The sequence below is a fragment of the Micromonospora sp. NPDC005203 genome, from assembly GCF_042872705.1.
Lineage (GTDB): Bacteria > Actinomycetota > Actinomycetes > Mycobacteriales > Micromonosporaceae > Micromonospora.
This window is the reverse complement of record NZ_JBIAKV010000001.1, coordinates 1,024,254-1,042,627: the sequence shown is the minus strand read 5'-3', so window position 1 is coordinate 1,042,627 and position 18,374 is coordinate 1,024,254. Positions and strand designations below refer to the sequence as shown.

19 protein-coding genes are annotated in these 18,374 nt (G+C 71.8%); 4 read left to right on the top strand and 15 right to left on the bottom strand.

Going from position 1 to position 18,374, the window contains the following annotated elements; genetic code table 11:
* Positions 1-102 precede the first annotated feature (102 nt).
* From ACFYPM_RS05020 to ACFYPM_RS05000, 5 genes are all read right to left on the bottom strand, one after another.
* A complete protein-coding gene (locus ACFYPM_RS05020; protein ID WP_387191329.1) occupies positions 103-483 on the bottom strand; it encodes a YciI family protein in 381 nt (126 codons plus the stop codon).
* Between the two features lie 34 nt (positions 484-517).
* On the bottom strand, positions 518-1,183 hold the full coding sequence (locus ACFYPM_RS05015) for a DUF998 domain-containing protein (protein WP_387191327.1): 666 nt from the start codon (positions 1,181-1,183) through the stop codon (positions 518-520).
* Positions 1,184-1,298: 115 nt separating this feature from the next.
* Positions 1,299-2,573 (bottom strand): RNA polymerase sigma factor, encoded by a 1,275-nt coding sequence (locus ACFYPM_RS05010; protein WP_387191325.1) that lies wholly within the window; start codon positions 2,571-2,573, stop codon positions 1,299-1,301.
* A 58-nt stretch (positions 2,574-2,631) separates the two neighbouring features.
* A complete protein-coding gene (locus ACFYPM_RS05005) occupies positions 2,632-3,171 on the bottom strand; it encodes a hypothetical protein (protein WP_387191323.1) in 540 nt (179 codons plus the stop codon).
* A 45-nt stretch (positions 3,172-3,216) separates the two neighbouring features.
* On the bottom strand, positions 3,217-4,350 hold the full coding sequence (locus ACFYPM_RS05000) for a hypothetical protein (protein WP_387191321.1): 1,134 nt from the start codon (positions 4,348-4,350) through the stop codon (positions 3,217-3,219).
* A gap of 245 nt (positions 4,351-4,595) precedes the next feature.
* On the opposite strand from ACFYPM_RS05000, the gene ACFYPM_RS04995 reads away from it, so the two are divergent.
* Positions 4,596-6,149: a gluconokinase gene (locus tag ACFYPM_RS04995; RefSeq protein ID WP_387191319.1), complete on the top strand. Its 1,554-nt coding sequence runs from the start codon at positions 4,596-4,598 to the stop codon at positions 6,147-6,149.
* Between the two features lie 23 nt (positions 6,150-6,172).
* On the opposite strand, the gene ACFYPM_RS04990 is transcribed toward ACFYPM_RS04995, so the two are convergent.
* Entirely contained in the window at positions 6,173-6,457 is a 285-nt protein-coding gene (locus tag ACFYPM_RS04990) for a putative quinol monooxygenase (protein ID WP_387191484.1), read from the bottom strand.
* A gap of 157 nt (positions 6,458-6,614) precedes the next feature.
* On the opposite strand from ACFYPM_RS04990, the gene ACFYPM_RS04985 reads away from it, so the two are divergent.
* Positions 6,615-7,967, top strand: a complete 1,353-nt coding sequence (locus ACFYPM_RS04985) for a serine hydrolase (protein WP_387191317.1) — start codon at positions 6,615-6,617, stop codon at positions 7,965-7,967.
* A 7-nt stretch (positions 7,968-7,974) separates the two neighbouring features.
* Here the strand turns inward: ACFYPM_RS04985 and ACFYPM_RS04980 are convergent, their stop codons facing one another.
* The 9 genes from ACFYPM_RS04980 to ACFYPM_RS04940 all read right to left on the bottom strand — a co-directional run bounded on the left by ACFYPM_RS04980 (position 7,975) and on the right by ACFYPM_RS04940 (position 17,045).
* On the bottom strand, positions 7,975-8,748 hold the full coding sequence (locus tag ACFYPM_RS04980) for a hypothetical protein (RefSeq protein ID WP_387191315.1): 774 nt from the start codon (positions 8,746-8,748) through the stop codon (positions 7,975-7,977).
* Between the two features lie 72 nt (positions 8,749-8,820).
* Positions 8,821-9,579, bottom strand: coding sequence for a MerR family transcriptional regulator (locus ACFYPM_RS04975; RefSeq protein WP_387191313.1), 759 nt, complete (start codon positions 9,577-9,579; stop codon positions 8,821-8,823).
* 50 nt (positions 9,580-9,629) lie between these two features.
* Complete coding sequence (locus ACFYPM_RS04970) at positions 9,630-11,885, bottom strand: putative bifunctional diguanylate cyclase/phosphodiesterase (RefSeq protein WP_387191311.1); 2,256 nt, start codon at positions 11,883-11,885, stop codon at positions 9,630-9,632.
* A 248-nt stretch (positions 11,886-12,133) separates the two neighbouring features.
* Positions 12,134-12,310: a hypothetical protein gene (locus tag ACFYPM_RS04965; protein ID WP_357376429.1), complete on the bottom strand. Its 177-nt coding sequence runs from the start codon at positions 12,308-12,310 to the stop codon at positions 12,134-12,136.
* 6 nt (positions 12,311-12,316) lie between these two features.
* The gene (locus ACFYPM_RS04960; RefSeq protein ID WP_357376428.1) at positions 12,317-12,550 is read right to left on the bottom strand and encodes a zinc-ribbon domain-containing protein; all 234 of its coding nucleotides are present in this window, start codon (positions 12,548-12,550) and stop codon (positions 12,317-12,319) included.
* Between the two features lie 236 nt (positions 12,551-12,786).
* Positions 12,787-13,656, bottom strand: a complete 870-nt coding sequence (locus ACFYPM_RS04955) for an SRPBCC family protein (protein ID WP_387191309.1) — start codon at positions 13,654-13,656, stop codon at positions 12,787-12,789.
* Positions 13,649-14,206: a helix-turn-helix domain-containing protein gene (locus tag ACFYPM_RS04950; RefSeq protein ID WP_387191307.1), complete on the bottom strand. Its 558-nt coding sequence runs from the start codon at positions 14,204-14,206 to the stop codon at positions 13,649-13,651. Before ACFYPM_RS04950 ends, ACFYPM_RS04955 begins: the two co-directional genes overlap by 8 nt.
* A 101-nt stretch (positions 14,207-14,307) precedes the next feature.
* Positions 14,308-15,651: a class I SAM-dependent methyltransferase gene (locus ACFYPM_RS04945; RefSeq protein WP_387191305.1), complete on the bottom strand. Its 1,344-nt coding sequence runs from the start codon at positions 15,649-15,651 to the stop codon at positions 14,308-14,310.
* Positions 15,648-17,045 carry an FAD-binding oxidoreductase gene (locus tag ACFYPM_RS04940; protein ID WP_387191303.1) on the bottom strand — a complete coding sequence of 466 codons (1,398 nt, stop codon included), beginning with the start codon at positions 17,043-17,045 and terminating at the stop codon, positions 15,648-15,650. Before ACFYPM_RS04940 ends, ACFYPM_RS04945 begins: the two co-directional genes overlap by 4 nt.
* Positions 17,046-17,138: 93 nt before the next feature.
* Here ACFYPM_RS04940 and ACFYPM_RS04935 point away from each other — a divergent pair, with 93 nt between their 5' ends.
* Positions 17,139-17,609, top strand: a complete 471-nt coding sequence (locus ACFYPM_RS04935; protein WP_387191301.1) for an aminoacyl-tRNA deacylase — start codon at positions 17,139-17,141, stop codon at positions 17,607-17,609.
* Between the two features lie 73 nt (positions 17,610-17,682).
* Positions 17,683-18,366 (top strand): RICIN domain-containing protein, encoded by a 684-nt coding sequence (locus ACFYPM_RS04930; RefSeq protein ID WP_387191299.1) that lies wholly within the window; start codon positions 17,683-17,685, stop codon positions 18,364-18,366.
* The last annotated feature ends 8 nt before the right edge of the window (positions 18,367-18,374 follow it).

The window sequence follows — 18,374 nt, the reverse complement described above, 5'->3', positions numbered from 1 at the left end:
ACCCATTTCTTGGGTCTCACCCCCAACCCCCCCCCCCCCCCCCGGCCGGGGCCCCCGGGGGGGCCCCCCCGGGGCCCCCGGGGGGGCCCCCGCGACGAGGGGTCAGCCCGGCTGGCCGGCCTCGGGAGCCTCGTAGACCCGGCGGATGTCCACCTCCACCTCGCCGATCGTCTGGGCGAAGACGTCGACGAACCGGCGCCCCCACTCCACGGCCTCCTCGTGGGAACGCACATCGACGAGCGCAAATCCGGCGATCAGTTCCTTGGTCTCGGTGAACGGCCCGTCGGTGACGGTGGTCGTGCCGCCGCTCACGGTGATCCGGGTGGCGTCGGTGACGGTCGGGCAGAGCCCCTCGGCGGCGACCAAGATCCCGGCCTGCGCGACCTCCTTCATGAAACCTTCCATCCGGGCCATGAACTCCGGGCTCGGGTTGAACGCCCCGGGCAGGTTCTCGTCAAGCTTGTGCATCATCATGTAGCGCATCGGTGTGGTCCTCTCCTGATCGATGAATGGCGGGTCAGCGGGTCAGCGGTCGAGCGCAGAGCGCCGTGAGCCAGCCGAAGGTGACGACACAGGCGAGCGCCATCCGGACGCTCAGGGTGTCCTGGTCGGGCCAGGCCAGGATCGCGACGACGGCCAGGGCACTGCCCAGCGAGTAGGCGGCCCAACCGCGTTGCCCGGCCCGCCACCAGGTGCGGGCGAAGACCAGGCAGGCGATGGGCAGCGAGCCGAAGGCCAACCCCGCGCCGACGCCGTGACCGATGGCGTGCCAGCTCAGCGTGTCGGGCGTGCCCTCCGGCGCACCGGCCGGCCAGCCCATGCTGGGGTCGGAGACCAGCACCCCGCCGATGACCAGGCCGAGGCCGTGCACGGCGATCAACGCCGGCCCCCACGTTCCGCTCGACTCACCCCGCAGCGTCCGGCGCAGCCCCACCGCGCCGGCCAGGGCCAGCAGCCCGGTCAACACGAAGTTGGCGATCTGGATCCAACCCAGGTCGCCCAGGGCCAGCAGGCTGAGCGGCTGCCGGCTCAGGTCGTACCCGTCGCGCGTGAGCACCTGGGCGGCGGCCACCACCAGGAACAGCGGGCCGGCGGCGGCTCCGGCCAGCAGAGCCCTGGTCGTCGTACGCCGGGAGTCGACACCCGCCGCCGCGGACCCCGCGCTCATCGTGTTGGTCGTCATGTCGATCTCCTCGTTCCTGCCGGCCGGTCGCCGGTCCCGCATGCCGGTGCGAGCCGGCCTTCGCTGACGCGTCGAGTGGCCGGGGCGGGATACGACAGGACGGTCGAAGAAATCTTCAGCGGGTTGGCGTGATCCCACGGGCGCAGTCGGCTGCACGGGCGTGCAGCAGCGCGCGTTCGCGTTCGTTGGCGGTCAGGTCGGCGGCCCGTTCGAACTCGGCGCGCGCCTCGTCGTGGCGGCCCAGCTTGGCCAGCAGGTCACCGAGCACGCTGGGCAGCAGGTGGTAGCCGGCCAGCGCCGGCTCGTCGGCCAACGCCCGGGCCAGTTCCAGACCGGCGGCCGGGCCGTCGGCGAAGGAGACCGCGACGGCCCGGTTCAGCTCCACGACCGGGGACGGTACGACCCGGGCCAGCTCCGCGTAGCCGGCGGCGATGCGCGCCCAGTCGGTCTCCTGCGGGGTAGCCGCGCGGGCGTGGCAGGCCGCGATCTCCGCCTGGAGGGTGTACGGGCCGGGCGGGCGGTTCGCCGCTCTGGCCCGGCCGAGCGCGGTGAGGCCACGACGGATCAGCAGCCGATCCCAGCGCCCCCGGTCCTGCTCCAGCAGCAGGATCGGCTCGCCGTCGGCGTCGACCCGGGCGGCGGTACGCGACGCCTGGATCTCCAGCAGCGCGGCCAGCCCGTGCACCTCCGGCTCCTCGGGCATCAGCTCCTGCACGAGCCGGGCCAGCCGCAGCGCGTCCGCGCAGAGCGCCGGGCGCATCCAGTCGTCGCCGGCCGTGGCGGAGTAGCCCTCGTTGAAGATCAGGTAGATGACCTCCAGCACGGAGGCGAGCCGTTCGCCGCGCTCGGCCACGCCGGGCACCTCGAACGGCACCTTCGCCTCGGCGAGCGCCTTCTTGGCCCGGGTGATGCGCTGCGCGACGGTCGTCTCCGCCACCAGGAATGCCCGGGCGATCTCCTCGGTCTTCAGCCCGCCCAACACCCGCAGGGTCAGTGCCGCGCGCGCCTGTGGTGACAGCAGTGGGTGGCAGGCCGTGAACACCAGCCGCAGGAGGTCGTCGTCGATGCGTTCCTCGAACGCGGCATCGAAGTCGGGGGTGAACCGCTCGTCGTCGAGGTCGCGCCCGAGGTCGGCCACCCGGCGTTCCAGCAGGCTCCGCCGACGCAGCGCGTCGATCGCCCGCCGTCTGCCGACGGTGGTCAGCCACGCGCCCGGGTTGGCCGGTACGCCGTCGCGCGGCCACTGCTCCAGCGCGGCGACCAGGGCGTCCTGGGCCAACTCCTCGGCCCAGCCGACGTCGCGGACCAGCCCGGCCAGGGCGGCGACGACCCGTGCGGATTCGATCCGCCACACCGCCTCCACCGTGCGGTGGACCTGCTCAGCACCCATGACCGCACATCAGAGCAGGGCGTTACCGGCTCCACAAGGACAACGCGTGGTGAGCCGTTCAGCCCGCGCGGCGCGGATGGTGCACCGACCTGGGGTCTTCGGCGGGGAACCTCGACCGGATACGCGGCGGGTACGCCGCGCAGTGCTCGGCCCACTGCTCGGCGGCCGCCGCGAGGGCGTCCGCCGAGACGGTGAGCAGCAACGGGTAGATCGCGCCGGCCGGGCGGCGCATCCACGGCGGTAGCGACTCGGCGGAGAACTCCACGATCAGCTCCAGCCGGCGGCGGCGGAGCACCCGGGAGCGGAGGGCCAGGTTGGGTTCGGTGAAACTGACCATCGCCGGTGGCGGGTTCGATTCGAGCGCCGAGGTGGCCTGCCCGCGCAGCCAGCCGCCGAACGCGCGGGCTTCCTCGACCATCAGGCTCGGGTAGTGGTGCGACCAGGTCTGGCCGTCGGCGGTGCGGGCATCCACCTCGATGAGCAGCCAGTCGTGCCAGCCGGGCGCGGCCCGGTCGGGGTCGTCGGGTGGGTCGATGCCAGGCTGGTAGCCGACGGGGCGTATCCGCACCCGCGCGCCATCGTCAGACCTGATCTCCACTCGCCAATTGTGGCCGACCGAAGCAGACTTTAAACCCCAAATCGGTCACTTCGTGATTGTTCGCCGCACCCCACGGTGCTCGCCGCACGCCTTGGCCCCGCCACCGGCCAGGCTTACCGAACCGTCGCGGCACTGCACGAGGTAACCCCGTCCGGCCCAGAACTGCGGCACGCAGTCGAACCAGTCGCACACCTCGGCGGCGGGCCGACGAATCCGGGTGCCGCCGCAGAAGCCGTATCCCAGGGGGTTCTCCGGCGCTCCGCAGCGCGGGTCGCCGGTCGTGCGGGGGGCCGAGCGTGGCGACGTCGTCGGCGGCGGGGTGACGCGGGTGAGCGCCGGGGCCGCCGGGCGGATCAGCACGGGCTCCCCGCTGGGGGTCGCGGCGGCGGCGACCTCCGGGCCGCCGGTCGGGTCGGACGGATCCGACTCGATGAGCGCTGCCGGCACCAGCAGCGCCAGGGCGGCAGCCACCGCGATGGTCCGGCGTCCACCGGGGACGAACGACGTGAGCCGGGCCTGCGCCGGGGTCGCCGCGGCCGGCCGGAACGGCTTGAGCTGGGCGTGCTCGGCGATCAGCTCGTCGAGCTGGGCGAGGACCGCGGCGCGCTGTTCGATCGCGTCGGCGAAGGCCAGGGTCAGCTTGAACCGGAAGTCCGGCGCCGCGTCGGTGGGCAGCAGCAGCCCGGCGGTCGACCGCCGGTCCAGCACCTGGATCAGCGTGACCGGCGACGCGGGGTCGTGGGCCAGGCCGGTCATCCGGCCGTACGCCCAGTCGCGCCGGCCGCGTCCGCCCAGCAGCACCAGGCGACGGCTGGTGATCACGGCCATGCCGGCGTCGGTGACGCGTACGCCGTCCGGGCGGCGCGGGCGTAGCGGTCCGGTCGGCGCGGCGACAGTGAGGTCCGGGGCGGGCAGCACCGGGGTGTGCCGTACCTCGACCAGTTGCGCGGCGGGCAGCACCCAGAGCACCGCCTCGTCGGCGGCCAACTCCAGGGGTAGGCCGTCGCCGGCCGCGGCGGAGCCCTGGAAGTCGGCTGCGAGAGCGCGCAGTCGCCGCAACTCGTCGGCCCGTCGCCGCCAGGCCGTCTCGGCGCCCCGGAACGTGCTGACCCGCCGCACGTTCTGCCGGTGCGCCCACCGGTACCGCCAGGTGGAACCCGTTGAATCAGTCTTTGCCACGCCGACTCCTTCGCCGCGTAGGCCACCAATCTGGGTGTCTCCCCGTTCAACAGACGCGGTGTGGCACCCGGACACGACGGAACGGGCAAAATGTCCGGTCGGCGGCTAAAACCGTACGATAGGCCGATACTGTCGCGTCGACGGATGTCCTGTGCGCGTGTCCTGCGGGGGCGGTCGTCGTCTCGGTAACGTCAACCGCAGCCGGGTGGCGTCGCCGCCGCACCGCCGTGCGAAGGGGTGAGCGCGTGCCACAGGACACCCGGCCCGGAGTGGTCGTCGGCGTCGACATCGGCACCACCAGCACCAAGGCCGTCGCGTACGACACCGACGGGCGACAGCTCGGCAGCCACTCGGTCGGCTACCCGTTGAACGACCCGCAACCCGGCTACGCCGAGCAGGACCCGCACCTCATCCTCGACGCGGTGCTCAAGTCGGTGAGCGTGGTCGTGGCCGAGCTGGTCCAGCCGGTGGCCGGGCTGGCATTCTGCTCCGCCATGCACAGCCTGATCGGGCTGGACCCGGACGGCAACCCGCTCACGCCGTCGGTGACCTGGGCCGACTCCCGCGCGATCCGGCAGGCCGAGCGGCTCCGGGCGATGCCGTCCGGGCTGGCCCTGCACCGGCGTACCGGCACGCCGGTGCATCCGATGTCGCCGCTGCCCAAGCTGGTCTGGTTCGCCGAGCAGGAGCCGAAACTCTTCGAGCGCGTCGCGCACTGGGTGGGCATCAAGGACTGGGTGCTGCTGCGGCTCTGCGACGCGCTGGTCACCGACCACTCGATCGCCTCGGCCAGCGGCCTACTGGACATCCACCGACTGGTTTGGGACACCGAAGCGCTGACCATCGCCGGCATCACCGAGGAGCAACTGCCCCAACTGGTCGCCACCGACGCCGTGCTGCCCGGCCTCACCCCCCAGGCCGCGGCCACCACCGGCCTGCCGGAACGCACCCCGGTGGTGGTCGGTGCCGGCGACGGCCCCCTCGCCAACCTGGGCCTGGGCGCGGTGCACCCGGGCATGGTGGCCTGCTCGATCGGCACCAGCGGCGCGATGCGGGTGATGGTCGAGCGGCCCGGCGTGGACCCGCTCGGCGGCGTCTTCTGCTACGCGCTGACCGAGCACCGCTGGGCGGTCGGCGGTGCGATCAACAACGGCGGCATCGTCCTCAAGTGGGCCGGCGAGGCGCTCGCCCCGGATCTGGGTGAGCACTCCGAAGAGGACCTCGTCACCCTGGCGGCCCGCGCGCCGGCCGGCTCGGGCGGGCTCATCATGCTGCCGTACCTGCACAGCGAACGGGCACCACACTGGAGCGCCCTGCCGCGCGGCGCGTACGTGGGGTTGACGCACAGCCACCGCCGCGAGCACCTGATCCGTGCCGCCTTGGAGGGGGTCTGCCAGCAGCTCGCCCTGGTGCTCAGCTCGGTACGGGCAGCCGGCAACGAGGTCCGCGAGATCCGTGCCGGTGGCGGCTTCGCCCGCAGCGGCCTGTGGCGGCAGATGCTCGCCGACGTGCTCGGCGTGCCGGTGAGTTTCCCGGCCGCACACGAGGGGTCCAGCTTCGGCGCGGCACTGCTCGGCATGCAGTCGCTCGGGCTGATCCCCAGCATCGACGTCGCCGCCGACCTCGTCCGGATCGAGGAGACGATCCGCCCCGACCCGGCCGCCGCCGCCACGTACGCGGCGCTGCTGCCGCTGTTCGCCGAGCTGTACGACGCGCTGACGCCCACCTTCGCCTCGATCCGCCGGCTGGCGCCCGGCCTGCCCGCGGAACCCGAGCCCGCGACAGGGCCGCCGATGTGAACCTCCGGCCGTCGGTGACCGGGTCAGGGCGCCTCGACGCCGGCGATCAGGTAGCGCCGCACGTCGGCGTCGATGATGGCGGCCTCCTGCGCGTCACTCGGCCCGGAGCTTCGGAAGGCCGCCAACTGCTCCGGGGACTCCCAGCGTTCGTAGACGTGGATCCGGCCGGGCTCCAGCGGGTCGGCCGCGAGCAGGAAGTCGAGGCAACCGGCGGCGCCGCGTGCCTGCGCGATGACCTGCTCGCAGCCGGACAGGTACGCCTCGCGTGCGGCAGGTTCGACCTGCAAACTGCCTGCGATGATCAACATGAGGGCCTCCCGGGGGTTGGTGTGAGTGATGACCATGGTGCCACTGTGATCTCGTGAGAACACGTGAGGCAGCAGGGTCGCGAGGGCGAGCCGGCCCGGACGGGTGACGCCGGCTCCGCTTGTCGCATCGCACCGCCGAGCTTCATATCGTGCAAACGTGAAGAAAAGCGACAAGAGTGCCTCATCTTTCCCCCTGGCGATCTCCGTGCGCGTACCCCGGAAGGGGTTGGCGGCGGCGGTCGCGCTCGCCGTGCTGGCCACGACCGGGCCGGCCACCGCGGACGGCCCCGGTCCCGGCACGGACCCGGCGCGGCCGGCCGAGCCGGGGTACCCGGGCGGCGGGCAGGGCCATGAGCCCGGTGTCGAGCCGACGCCGGAGCGGGCGCCGACAAGCGAGGTGTCCTGGCTGTCGTTTCCCGGTGGGGTGTTCGCGGTGGACTCGCTCGGGCACACCGTGCGCTACCGGGCCTGCGACGGTGACACCGGACGGGTCGCCGACCCGGGCATGCTCGTCGCCGCCGGGGTGGCCAGCGGCACGGTAGTCGTCGGGGGCACGGCCTACCGCTACCGGGTGCCGTTGACCGGCCGCAGCGAGGGCACGCTCGAGGTGATCCCCCAGCACCGTCCACCGGTCGAGCTGACCGGCGTGGTGGTCACCAGCCCGCAGCCGCCCACCGACCCGGTCGCGGGAGCCCGACTGTTCCCGCTCAGCGGGCAGCTCGCCCGGGTGGTCGCCGACGCGAGCCTCAACCCGGCCGGAGTCACCGTCCGCGACCTGTCCGGCCGGTACGGCGACCAGCAGATCGCCGTCAACGGCGCGCTGCGCCCCAAGGCCGCCAGCGTGATCAAATTGTGGATCCTCGTCGAGCTGCTGCGCCGGGTCGACTGTGGACAGGTCGCACTCGACGACGGCGTGCTGGTCACCCCGCAAGACGTGGTCGGCGGCACCGGCCAGCTCCAGTTCGAGACGTTCCCGCAGGTGGTCACCCTGCATCGACTCGCCCGGTACCTGATCAGGTACAGCGACAACGTCGCCGCGAACGTGCTGATCACCTACCTCGGCGGGTTCGCCCCGGTCAATGCGCTGATCGACTCGATGAACCAACGATCGACCATCCTGGCCCGCCGGATGCTCGACAGCGCGGCGGCGCAACGCGGCGAGGAGAACTACACGAGCCCCGACGACGTGGTGTCCCTGCTCGGGGCGGTCTGGGACGGCGAGATCCTCACCCCCGCCTCCCGCGACCTGGTGGTCGGGTTCATGCGGGAACAGACCCTGAACACCAAGATCCCGGCGGCGCTGCCACCCGGGGTGCCGGTGGCCCACAAGACCGGTGACCTGCCGGACGCCTCCCACGACGTCGGCTACTACCTGATCCCCGGCACCGAGACCGCCGTCGCGTTCCTCACCGCCGGCCCGATGGCCAGCGGCGACGAGACGGTCCGCCGGATGGCACGCACCGTCTACGACTTCCTGGTCACCCCCACCGCCGGCGCGGTCGAGGAGTGACCGACGGTCAGGCGCCCGGGATGTTCGCCGGCGGATCCTCGCCGACCAGGTCGGCCGCCGGCGGATCGGCCGACACCGACAACCCGAAGTCCGAGTACGTCAGTTCGAGCTGGGCGGTCTCCGACTGCTCCCTGGCCAACTCGATGCGGTAGCGGACCAACCGGCCCTGTTCGTCGACGGTCGCCGTGAACGGCACCGCCCCGGCCCGGTCGCCGAGCCTTCCGCCGACCCCGGTGCCGAGCACCGCGCTGCTCTCCCGCAGGTCCAGCGTGCCGGCGTACTCCCGTACCGCGGTCTGCCGGACGGCCGTCGCCGTGCTGAGCGTGCCGGCGAGCTTGGTGTTGTCCAAGCCCTGTTGGGCGGGCGGCGAACCCGGCGCACCGACGTGCCACCAGGTCTTGCCGTCCCACACCGGGACGCGGCGGTCCGGGGCGCTGATCCGCACGTAGACGTCCGGCCCGGTGGTGAGCCGTTCGATCTTCACCTCACCGCTGGGCACCTTGAGCGAGGTGGTCTCCAGGCCACGCTTCGTCGTCGGGTCCCAGAGCACCACCGTGCCGTCGCCGCCCGCTGTCCCGCCGGTGCTCAACGTCAGCTTGTAGGTCCGCTCGTCGACCTTCGCGGCGGCGGCCGTCAGCACGCCCACCGGGTCGGTCGGTGCCGCTGACGCCGGCGCGCGACCCGGGTCGGGTTCGTCGCCGGTGGCCACGAGTGCCCACACCCCAGCGGCGACCGCCACCGCGAGGATGGCACCGGCGGCGATCAGCTTCGGCTTCTGCACGGTCTTCTCCCCGGGGGCGGTGGCGATCCGGCCAGAGTAGCCGGACCGCACCCCGCCGCTGTCCCGGGCCGATCAGGCGCGGTTGATCGCGTTGGCGTGGATGGCCTCGTTCAGGTACACGGCCAACCCCGGCGCGACCTTCTCGTAGTACGCGGTGAACCGCTCGTCGGCCAGGTACATGTCGGCCAACCCGGTCTGCATCTCGTACGAGCACTCGTAGAACCAGCGGCTGATGAGCTGCCGGTGTTCCTCGGCCAGGTCCATCGCCTCCGGGCTGTCCGCCGGCGCGCCCGAGGCCATCAGCGTGACGATCCGCCGGCCCCAGTCCTCGTTCTCCGTCTTGTTACGCAGCCAGTCTTCCTTGGTGTAGCGGGAGACCCGTCGGTTCGACTCCCGGTACGCGTCGGTGTCACCCCACCGCTGCTTCACCTCGGCCTCGTACTGCTCCGGGTCGACGTCACCGAAGACCTCGAACCGCTCCTCCGGGGTGAGTTGGATGTTCATCTTGCTCGCCTCCATCGCGAACTCGATCGCCTCGACCATCTCCTGCAACCGCTTCACCCGTCCCGTCAGCAACTCGTGCTGGCGGCGCAGGTGCGCGGCCGGGTCGGCCGCCGGGTCGTCGATGATCGCGGTGATCTCCTCAAGCGGGAAACCCAGCTCCCGGTAGTACCGGACGAGTTGCAGCCGTTGCAGGTCCGCGTCGTCGTAGCGGCGGTAACCCGCCGGGGTCCGCCCGCTGGGCGAGAGCAGGCCGATCTCGTCGTAGTGGTGCAGAGTCCGCACCGTCACGCGAGCGACCTTCGCCACCTGACCCACCGTGTACGCCATGGTTCCCCTCCCTTCCGGAAACCAGGCTCCCGCCTGCCGCTACGTCAGGGTCAAGCCCGATTCTGGCCCACCATGGCGGGCGCGTCCGGCCGCCCGTACAGATAGCCCTGACCGCGTGGGCACCCGATCGCGGCGACCGCCTCGTGCTGACGTTCGGTCTCCACCCCCTCGGCGACGACCGTCAGGTCGAACGCGCCGGCCAACCGGGTGACCATCTCCACGGTGGCGTACGCCCGGTCGTCCGTCCCCAGCCGGTTCACGAACGACCTGTCGATCTTCAACTCGGTCGCCGGGATGCGGTGCAGGTAGCTCAGCGACGAGTAGCCCGTACCGAAGTCGTCGATGGCGATCTTGATGCCCAACTCACGGAGCTGGTGCAGCCGCTCCAACACCGCCTCGGTGCCCTCGATCAGGGCCGACTCGGTCAGCTCCAGGGTCAGCGCCCGCGGCGCCAGCCCGGCGGCACTCGTGGCAGCGGTGACCGTGGCGATCAGGTCCGGACGGCGCAGGTGCGCCGCGGCGATGTTCACCGCCACCGTCGCGTCCGGCGCCCGGTCCCGCCAGGTCGCCGCCGCCCGGCACGCCTCGTGGATCACCCACCTGTCGATCGGCAGGATCAGCCCGGTCTCCTCGGCCAGCGGCAGGAACCTCGACGGCGGCAGCATCCCCAACCGGGGGTGCCGCCACCGCACCAGCGCCTCGGCGCTGCGTACCGTGCCGGTGGCCAGGTCGACGATGGGTTGGAACTCCAGACACAGTTGATCCTCGTCGACCGCGCGGCGCAGATCGGCGATCAGCTCGGCACGCGACACGGCCGACTCGCGCAGCGCCGAGGTGCACGTCCGGTACGCGGACTTTCCCGCCGCCTTGGCCGCGTACATGGCGATGTCGGCGTCGCGCAGCAGGTCGGTGTGCGAGGCGTGCTGCGGGCCGAGTTCGGCGATGCCGATGCTCGCCGACGGGTGCACGCCGACGTCATCCTCACCGTCGGAGGGTCGCAGCGCGTCCAGCAGCCGCTCGGCGAGCCGCTCGGGTGAGACCTGCCGGTCGCCGTCGACAAGCACCGCGAACTCGTCCCCGCCGAGCCGGGCGATGATGCCGTCGTCGGCCACGACAGCCCGCATCCGGGCCGCCAGTCCGGTCAGCAGGGTGTCGCCGGTGGCATGCCCGAAACGGTCGTTGACCTGCTTGAACCCGTCCAGGTCGAGCAGCAGCACGGCTGCGGGCCGGCCGTCGCGCAGGGCCAGCCGCAGCCTCCGGTTGAACAGCAACCGGTTGGGCAGGCCGGTGAGCTGGTCCCCGTACGCGAGACGGCGCAGCCGGACCACCAGTCGCAGGTTCTCGTTGGCGGCCAACCCCTGCCGCACGGCGAGGGCCGCGAGCAGGACCATCATGGTCACGAAGATCAGGTGCGGGGTCTGCCCGGTGGGTCGGCGGGCCAGCACCACCGCGACGATCGCCCCACCCACCGGCAGGTACGGCAACGCCACCCGCCACCAGGGCGGCAGCGGCGACTCGGCGGTGTCGTCGGTGCCGTCGCAGTCCGGCGGCGGAGGTTTGCGGGAGGCCAGGCCGATCAGCAGGTAGCTCACCGGCCAGCACAGATCGATCGGGTGACCGGCGGCGTAGTCGGCACGCGCGACGAGCGAGACGTAGACGACGTCGGCGACGACCCGCAGCGTGAGGCTCACCGCGAGCAGACTCATCGGCCGCCACATCGGCCGGGCCGGCCCGGCCACCGCGACCAGGATGGTGAGCTGCATCAGGTCGAACATCGGGTAGAGCAGGCCCAGCGTGCGCGCCGGGTCGGCCAACTCGGCGGCGGCGACCCCCCGAAACACCAGCACCCAGGCGATCGGCACCAGGGCCAGGGCGACAATCACCCCGTCCAGCAACGTGCGGGCCCGCCCCACCGCGGTCCGTGGCGCGGACGGTGAGCTGAGCAGCGCGGCCGTACCCGTGAGGATGCCGGCGGTGAAGACCACGCCGACCACCGGTGTGTGCGGCAGGTCGCCGCCGACGAGACGTTGCGCGGTCCAGATGGCCCGGCCCAGCGCGGCGAGCGCCATGGTGACGGCGAGCAGCATCCAGAATCTGCGCAGCGGGGCCGGATGCCGGCGGGCCACCCCGAGACACGCGACCGTCGCCCAACCGGCCACCAGCAGCGCGCCGATGTCACTGACCAGCGCGGCTCCGGGCAACGCGGTGACCAGCCAGCATGCCTCCACCAGGATGACCGCGGCCGCGGCGACAGCACCAGCGGGGCTGAGCCGCCCCACAGCCTGCTTTCCGTCCTGTCGGGACACGGTCGCTCCGGCTCTTCGATCGTGCGTGCACCCTCGGAAGACCGGTCCACGGCAAACCCCGAAAGCCTAACCAGCCCTCAGGTACGCCGCCAGGGCCGACCGTGCCCGCCGGGTCAGCCGGAACGACTGTCCAACCTCGACAGGCACCCCTGGTGGATGCCGCTGTAGACCTGCCCCGAACGGGGGACGGGGGTGCCCCACGCCACAGTGCCCACATTCCGACTCTCCATGCACGGCCGCGTACCCGGTCACCGGCCGGCGGAGCGGTTCCAGGGAGAGCGGGGAAGCGCGGTGCCGGCCAGTGGGCGGCGGGCGCGGCGGCGTCTGCGGCGGCCGGGGGTGCAGGGCGGGCGGGCCACGGTGTGCACCGCCACGTCGACAGGTGGCGTCGGTCGGCCGATCAGCCAGCAGAGGAAACGCTCCATCGACGATCAGCCGACCGGGAGGCGCTCGGCCTCGGACCTGGAGATGTCGTACTCGGCACCGCAGAACGTGCACTGCTGCGCGTACCGGGTACGGATCGGAATGAGGGGAATGAAGAACAGGGTGAATTTCGTCGAACGACGGGTGATCACCTGTGCGGCCTGGTTGCCGCAGTGCCGGCAGACCTGCTGCACGACACCGGACCTGGCGACCTTGGTACGCAGACCAAAGATGAAGAACATCGCCCGCCAGTACCCACTCAGCCGCGAAAAGTCACCAGGTTCCGCCAACGGATCAGGTCGAACCGCGCCCTCAGTGCCAGGGGCAGCGTCGAGCAGGAGAATCGCGCCGATCTTGCACTTCCTGTCGCCGATTTAGGCGGTAATGAAGCCTAATGTCGGGGCAGGAAGTGCAAGATCGCGATGCAGGCTCGGTTGACGCAGCACGAGCAAGGGCTGGGCGACCGGGGACGTCGAACTCAGTTGGCCGGTGCGGGCTCCAGGCCGGGGATCTCCTCGGAGAGCCAGATCGGCTGCCAGTTCGGCACCTCGTGGAAGCGGCGCAGCTCGGACAGCCCGGCAACCGACCCACTCCAGGCCCCGTACGGGGGGTTGGCCTCGTCGAAGCCGCTCTGCACGAACGTCAGCGTGGTGCGGCCACCGGACTCGGCCAGCTCCCAGCTCGTCACGCCGGTCGGCCCCCAGTCGATGGACATCCGTCGGCCGGGCTCCAGGTCGACGACCTTGGCCGCGTAACCGGTCTCGAAGCCGCCCATGGCGTACCGGCCGCCGACCCAGGGCTCGATGCCGATCGGATAGCCGAACCAGGCGCTGGCCTGCTCGGAGTCGGTCAGCGACTCCCACACCTTGTCGGCGGGGGCGGCGATGACCAGCTCACCGCGCAGGTCGGCGGAGGTGAAGTCGGTGCGGGGCAGCAGTGGCTTGCCCTCCACGTGGGCGGCCAGGTTGACGATGGACAGCGCCCAGTACGTCTGGAGCACGCCCCGGATGGTGGAGCCGCTCATCGCCTCGGCAAAGTCGAAGTGGCTCTGGATCAGCGTCAGCACGGTGCTGTCGGTGCCCTCGGCGGTCAGCTGGAGTTCGGTGGTGGTCTCCACGCCGTCGAGCAGCCAGCCGAAGCGCAGCGTGTCGTCGTCGGCGTGCAGCAGCCGCTGGTGCGGGGCGTCGCCCTCGGGCGTGTAGCGGCCCCAGAACTCGTACCGCTGGGGCAGCTCGACCTCGGCGTGCTCGGCCAGCCAGAGACGCAGCTCGGCCGGGTCGGTCAGGGCCTGGCGGACGCGCGCGACGGGCGCGGAGAGACGGGCCTGGACCTTCATCGGCTCACTCATTGTCGTTCCCTTTCGGATAGCAGGCGACGGCCAGCTTGAAGGCGTCGCCCTCGCTGCCGCCGTAGCGGGTGAACAGATCCTGAAGTGCGGTTTGCAGGTCGTGCAGGAACTCCTGGCGTTGCTCGGCGGGCACCCGGATCTCGCCGGAGACCCCGATCGAGGGCAGCTCGGGCGCGGCCCGGTCCAGACCGGCGATGTCGGCCTGGACCTCCTCCATCAGGTCGAGCAGGTAGCCCAGGCTCAGCTCGTCCCGGGCGCGGCGGAGGCCGATCCGGCCGACGAGCCGGGGGGACAGCCAGTACGACCGGGCGGCCGCCTGGTAGATCCCCTCGGTGATGCCGCGGACCTTGCGTTCGTTGACCAGCTCGACGAGGCCAGCCGCAACGAGCTGCTTGACGTGGTAATAGACGCGCTGTGGCGTCTGGTCGAGTCGGGCCGCGACCTCGGTGCAGGTGCGCGGTTCGGCGAGTTGCCGCAGCACCTCGACGCGCTGCGGCTTGAGCAGGACTTCGGCCTGCTCGATCTGCTCCAGGTACAGGACGTCTCTCATGGCAAAATCAGTTTGTACATACAAAACTTGTTTGTCAATCGGTTCGCGAGAAGCCGCGCCGACTTTCTCCGACGCGGCTTCAGGCAGCGGTCAGCAGGTGATCAGGGCAACCAGTCCGGTCGCAACGGGTAGCCGTTCACACCGTCCGGGCCGTTGTGGGTGGCCAGCACCTGGTGCAACTGGATGCCGTTGCGCTCGAACGCCATCCGCGACCCGGCCATGTACAGCCCCCACACCCGGGCGGTGCCCGCACCAACCTCGGAGACGCAGAAGTCCCAGTGCTCCACCAGGTTGCGGCACCAGGCGGCAAGCGTCAGCGCGTAGTGCTGGCGCAGATTCTCCTCGTGGTGCACCTCGAACCCGGCGTCGTGCACCTCGCTGATCAACCGACCCGGGCCGGCCAACTCGCCGTCCGGGAAGACGTACCTGTCGATGAACGCGCCCGAGCGGTGCGGCGCCCGGTTGTCCGCGCGGGTGATGCAGTGGTTGAGCAGCCGGCCACCCTGCCGCAGCCGGCTGCGCAGCGCGCCGAAGTAGGCCGGGTAGTTGCGCACCCCGATGTGCTCGGTCAACCCGATCGAGGAGATGGCGTCGAACTGCTCGGCCGGCGCGTCCCGGTAGTCCAGGTACCGCACCTCTGCCAGCCCGCTCAACCCCTCCCGCTCGATCGCGGCCTGCGCCCACTGCGCCTGCGCCTTCGACAGGGTCACCCCGAGCGCCTTCACGCCGTACTCGCGGGCGGCATGGCGCACCATGCCGCCCCAGCCGCAGCCCACATCCAGCAGCCGCATCCCCTTCTGCAACGCCAGCTTGCCGGCGACCAGGTCGTACTTCGCCGCCTGGGCCTGCTCCAGCGTGTCGCCCGCAGACCGGTAGACCGCACAGGTGTACGTCATCGACGGGCCGAGCACCTTCTCGTAGAAGGCGTTGGAGACGTCGTAGTGGTGCGAGATCGCCGTGCTGTCGCGTACCCGCGAGTGCCGCAGCCCGTTCACCACCCGCTTCCACCGCGGCTGCGCCTCCTGCGGTGGAGCCGGCGGTGGCAGCAGCCGCTCCCAGCCCAACCCTCGGACCAGCGCCAGCCCCTCGGCGAGCGACGGCGGGCGCAACCGCAGCTCGTCCTTGAGCACCCGCAACGCCTCGTACGGGTCACCCGGGTGCACCCCCTGCAACGCCAGGTCACCACTGACGTAGGCCCGGGCCATGCCCAGGTCACCGGGCGCGGTGAGCAGGTAGGACAAGCCCCGCTCGGATTGGATCGCCAGGGTGATGCCCGCGTCGGACGGTCCGACTGAACTGCCGTCGTACCCGGCGATCCGCACCGGCAACGGCCCCGTGGTGACCGCGCGGATGACATCCGCCACGGTCGGACCCGTCTGCCGGCCCCCCGCCGGTCCGGTGGCGGGGACGCTCGCCGCCCCTTGATCTCTGTCGGTCAGGCTCATGCTCGTGCTACCGCCTTTTCGTACAGTCCCGTCAGCCGGTGGTCCGGGTCGTAGCGGTCTTTCACCGCCCGCCACGTGTCGCCGCCGTACAGGCGATCGAAGGCGTCCCGGTCGTAGTACGCGTCGGAGTAGAGCGACTTGTGGCCACCCGACTCCGACACCCTGCGTTCGATCGTGCGGTTGACGTCGCCTTCGGCGGCGCCCGGCGCGATCGGCACGCTCCCCCAGAACCCAATGTTGACGTAGTCCTGCCCTGGCCGGAGTGGATACAGCGGCCACGACCGCGCCGAACCGGCACCCGCCGGCTCCCGCAACCGCAACGGACACAGCCACACCGGGTTCATCCCCACCCTGCCTGCGAACCAGCGCAGGAAGTCGGCGGTACGGTCCAGCGGGATCTCCACGTCCTGCACGACCCGCTCCCGGGCCGGCTGCCCGCGCAGCCGGTCGATCCGGGCCGCCACTTGGTGGCGGTGCTCGAGACGGACCAGCCGGTGGTAGACGTCGCTGCGCCGGTAACGCGCCGGCCAGAGCCTGCGTACGACCGGGTGCTGCGCGCCGAACGCCGACGAGCACCAGAACCAGTCGGTGTCCCAGCGCCACAGATAGTCGTACGCGGTGAGCACGTCCCGGGTGCGCCGGCGCAGTGACCGGTAGTAGATCGCCTGACCGGTGTAGTCGCTGGGCGGGTCGCCGGCGTCGGCGAACGTGGCGAACACCAGGTAGGCCTCGCCGGGGCTGAACATCACCCCGTCCATCGCGTCGACCGGCTGCCCGGCCCACGACCGGGTCGCGGTCACCTCCGCGATCGCGTCGGTGAGCGCCTCCAGGTCGGTGAACCGCACGTTGCGCAACGCCACGTACCGGCCGACCGGTTGCAGCTCGATGCGCAGCCGGGTCGCGTAACCGAGGCTGCCCAGCGAGTTGGGGAACGCGGCGAACAGGTCGGCGTGCTCCCCGTCTCCTCGGGCGGTGACGATCTCGCCGGAGCCGGTGAGCACGTCCAACTCCCGGACCGACTCGTGCGGCAGGCCGTTGCGGAACGAGGTGGACTCGATCCCGAGGCCGGTCACCGCGCCGCCCAGCGTGATGGTGCGCAACTGCGGCACCACCAGCGGCATCAGCCCGTGCGGCAGCGTCGCGTCGACCAGGTCCTCGTACGTGCACATACCCTGCACGTCGGCGGTGCGCCCGGTCGGGTCGACCGACAACACGCCGTTCAGGCCGCTCACGTCGAGCCCCGGAGTCCGGGGTGCGGACCGGGGGCGGAACAGGTTGGAGGTGCGTTTGGCCAGCCGGACAGGCTCGCCCGTGGGCACCGCGGCGTACGACCGCCGCAGCGTGTCCACCGCTTGATCATGGTCAATGGGGTGATCCACACGCTCAGCGCGCATGTGATCACCTTACGCTCGCCATGTGGAAACGGTGGGATGTCGGCGCTGGCAGTTTCCCGTCCGGTGGCGGGCCGGGCGGTTACCGTGGCGGGCATGCCATCGCCCGCGATCACCGCCCTGGACGCCGCCGGACTGACGTATCGGCTGCTCAGCCACGGTGCGGTCGGCAGCCTCGCGGAGGCCGCCGCGGCCCGGGGAGTGGCCGTCCCCGACGTTGTCAAGACGATCGTCGTCCGCCGGAGTGCGGACGATCACCTGTTCGTGCTCACCCCCGGCGACCGGGTCATCTCCTGGCCCAAGCTGCGCGCCCTGCTCGGGGTGCACCGCCTCTCCATGCCGGACGCCGCCGGTGCCCTGGCCGCGACCGGCTACGAGCGCGGCACCATCACCCCGTTCGGCGCGAGTACGGCCTGGCCGGTCATCGCCGACGAGCGACTGCGCGGTCGCGAGATCAGTCTGGGCGCCGGCGAGCGTGGCCTCGCCATCGCGATCGACGCCGACGCCGCGATCACGGCCCTCGACGCCACCGTCGCCGACGTCACCGACCCGCAACCCACCCGCTGAGCGCCGGCGATCCGGGTCGCCAACCGACCCACCGACTGGCAGTCGCCGACGGCGGTGGGTGAGGATGGCGGCTATGTCCGCGCCCGAGGAACGCCCCGACAACACCGGCACCGTCTACGGCGGCAGCCGACGAGCAGCACGGTCCGGCCCGCTGGCCGATCCGCTGCTGCGGGTGGCGCTGGCGGTCGGGCTGGTCGGCGCACTCCTCGGGGTGGTCTTCGCCACCGGGCTGCTCGACGGTGACGACGAGCCGACCGTCCCGGCGCCGGTCGGCGCGCCGACCAGCGACACGCAGCCCACCGGCGCGCCGGCCGAGCCGAGCCCGAGCGCAACCGCCGAGTCGGTGACCGGGCCCCGGGTGTTCACGGCTGCCTCGGGCCTCTGCCTGGGTCTCGTCGGCACGGACACGCAGGCGAAGGCCCACTTGGCGTCCTGCACCGGCGGCCCGGAACAGGAGTGGGTGGTCACCCCGGTTGTCGGCACGGACGCGGCGACGGTGGCCAACGCCGCGTCCGGGCAGTGTCTCGACGTCGAGGGTGGCAGTCGTGATGACGGCACACATCTGATGCAGTTTCCCTGCCACAACCAGGCCAACCAGCAGTGGCGGCTGAGCCCCACCGGCGCCGGCCCGGTGCTGCTGGTCGCCGTGCACAGCGGCAAGTGCGCCCAGGCCGACGACGACGGAGTCGCGGCTGGCGACGACATCCGACAGCGACCCTGCGACAGTCGGCCAGCCCAGCAGTGGACCCTGGGCTGACCGGCCGT

Excerpts from the sequence above, each read along its gene's own strand:
- ACFYPM_RS05020 (WP_387191329.1), bottom strand. The coding sequence starts at position 483 with ATGCGCTACATGATGATGCACAAGCTTGACGAGAACCTGCCCGGGGCG.
- ACFYPM_RS05015 (WP_387191327.1), bottom strand. The coding sequence starts at position 1,183 with ATGACGACCAACACGATGAGCGCGGGGTCCGCGGCGGCGGGTGTCGAC.
- ACFYPM_RS05010 (WP_387191325.1), bottom strand. The coding sequence starts at position 2,573 with ATGGGTGCTGAGCAGGTCCACCGCACGGTGGAGGCGGTGTGGCGGATC.
- ACFYPM_RS04990 (WP_387191484.1), bottom strand. The coding sequence starts at position 6,457 with ATGTTGATCATCGCAGGCAGTTTGCAGGTCGAACCTGCCGCACGCGAG.
- ACFYPM_RS04975 (WP_387191313.1), bottom strand. The coding sequence starts at position 9,579 with ATGGCGTACACGGTGGGTCAGGTGGCGAAGGTCGCTCGCGTGACGGTG.
- ACFYPM_RS04965 (WP_357376429.1), bottom strand. The coding sequence starts at position 12,310 with ATGGAGCGTTTCCTCTGCTGGCTGATCGGCCGACCGACGCCACCTGTC.
- ACFYPM_RS04960 (WP_357376428.1), bottom strand. The coding sequence starts at position 12,550 with ATGTTCTTCATCTTTGGTCTGCGTACCAAGGTCGCCAGGTCCGGTGTC.
- ACFYPM_RS04955 (WP_387191309.1), bottom strand. The coding sequence starts at position 13,656 with ATGAGTGAGCCGATGAAGGTCCAGGCCCGTCTCTCCGCGCCCGTCGCG.
- ACFYPM_RS04950 (WP_387191307.1), bottom strand. The coding sequence starts at position 14,206 with ATGAGAGACGTCCTGTACCTGGAGCAGATCGAGCAGGCCGAAGTCCTG.
- ACFYPM_RS04945 (WP_387191305.1), bottom strand. The coding sequence starts at position 15,651 with ATGAGCCTGACCGACAGAGATCAAGGGGCGGCGAGCGTCCCCGCCACC.
- ACFYPM_RS04940 (WP_387191303.1), bottom strand. The coding sequence starts at position 17,045 with ATGCGCGCTGAGCGTGTGGATCACCCCATTGACCATGATCAAGCGGTG.
- ACFYPM_RS04935 (WP_387191301.1), top strand. The coding sequence starts at position 17,139 with ATGCCATCGCCCGCGATCACCGCCCTGGACGCCGCCGGACTGACGTAT.
- ACFYPM_RS04930 (WP_387191299.1), top strand. The coding sequence starts at position 17,683 with ATGTCCGCGCCCGAGGAACGCCCCGACAACACCGGCACCGTCTACGGC.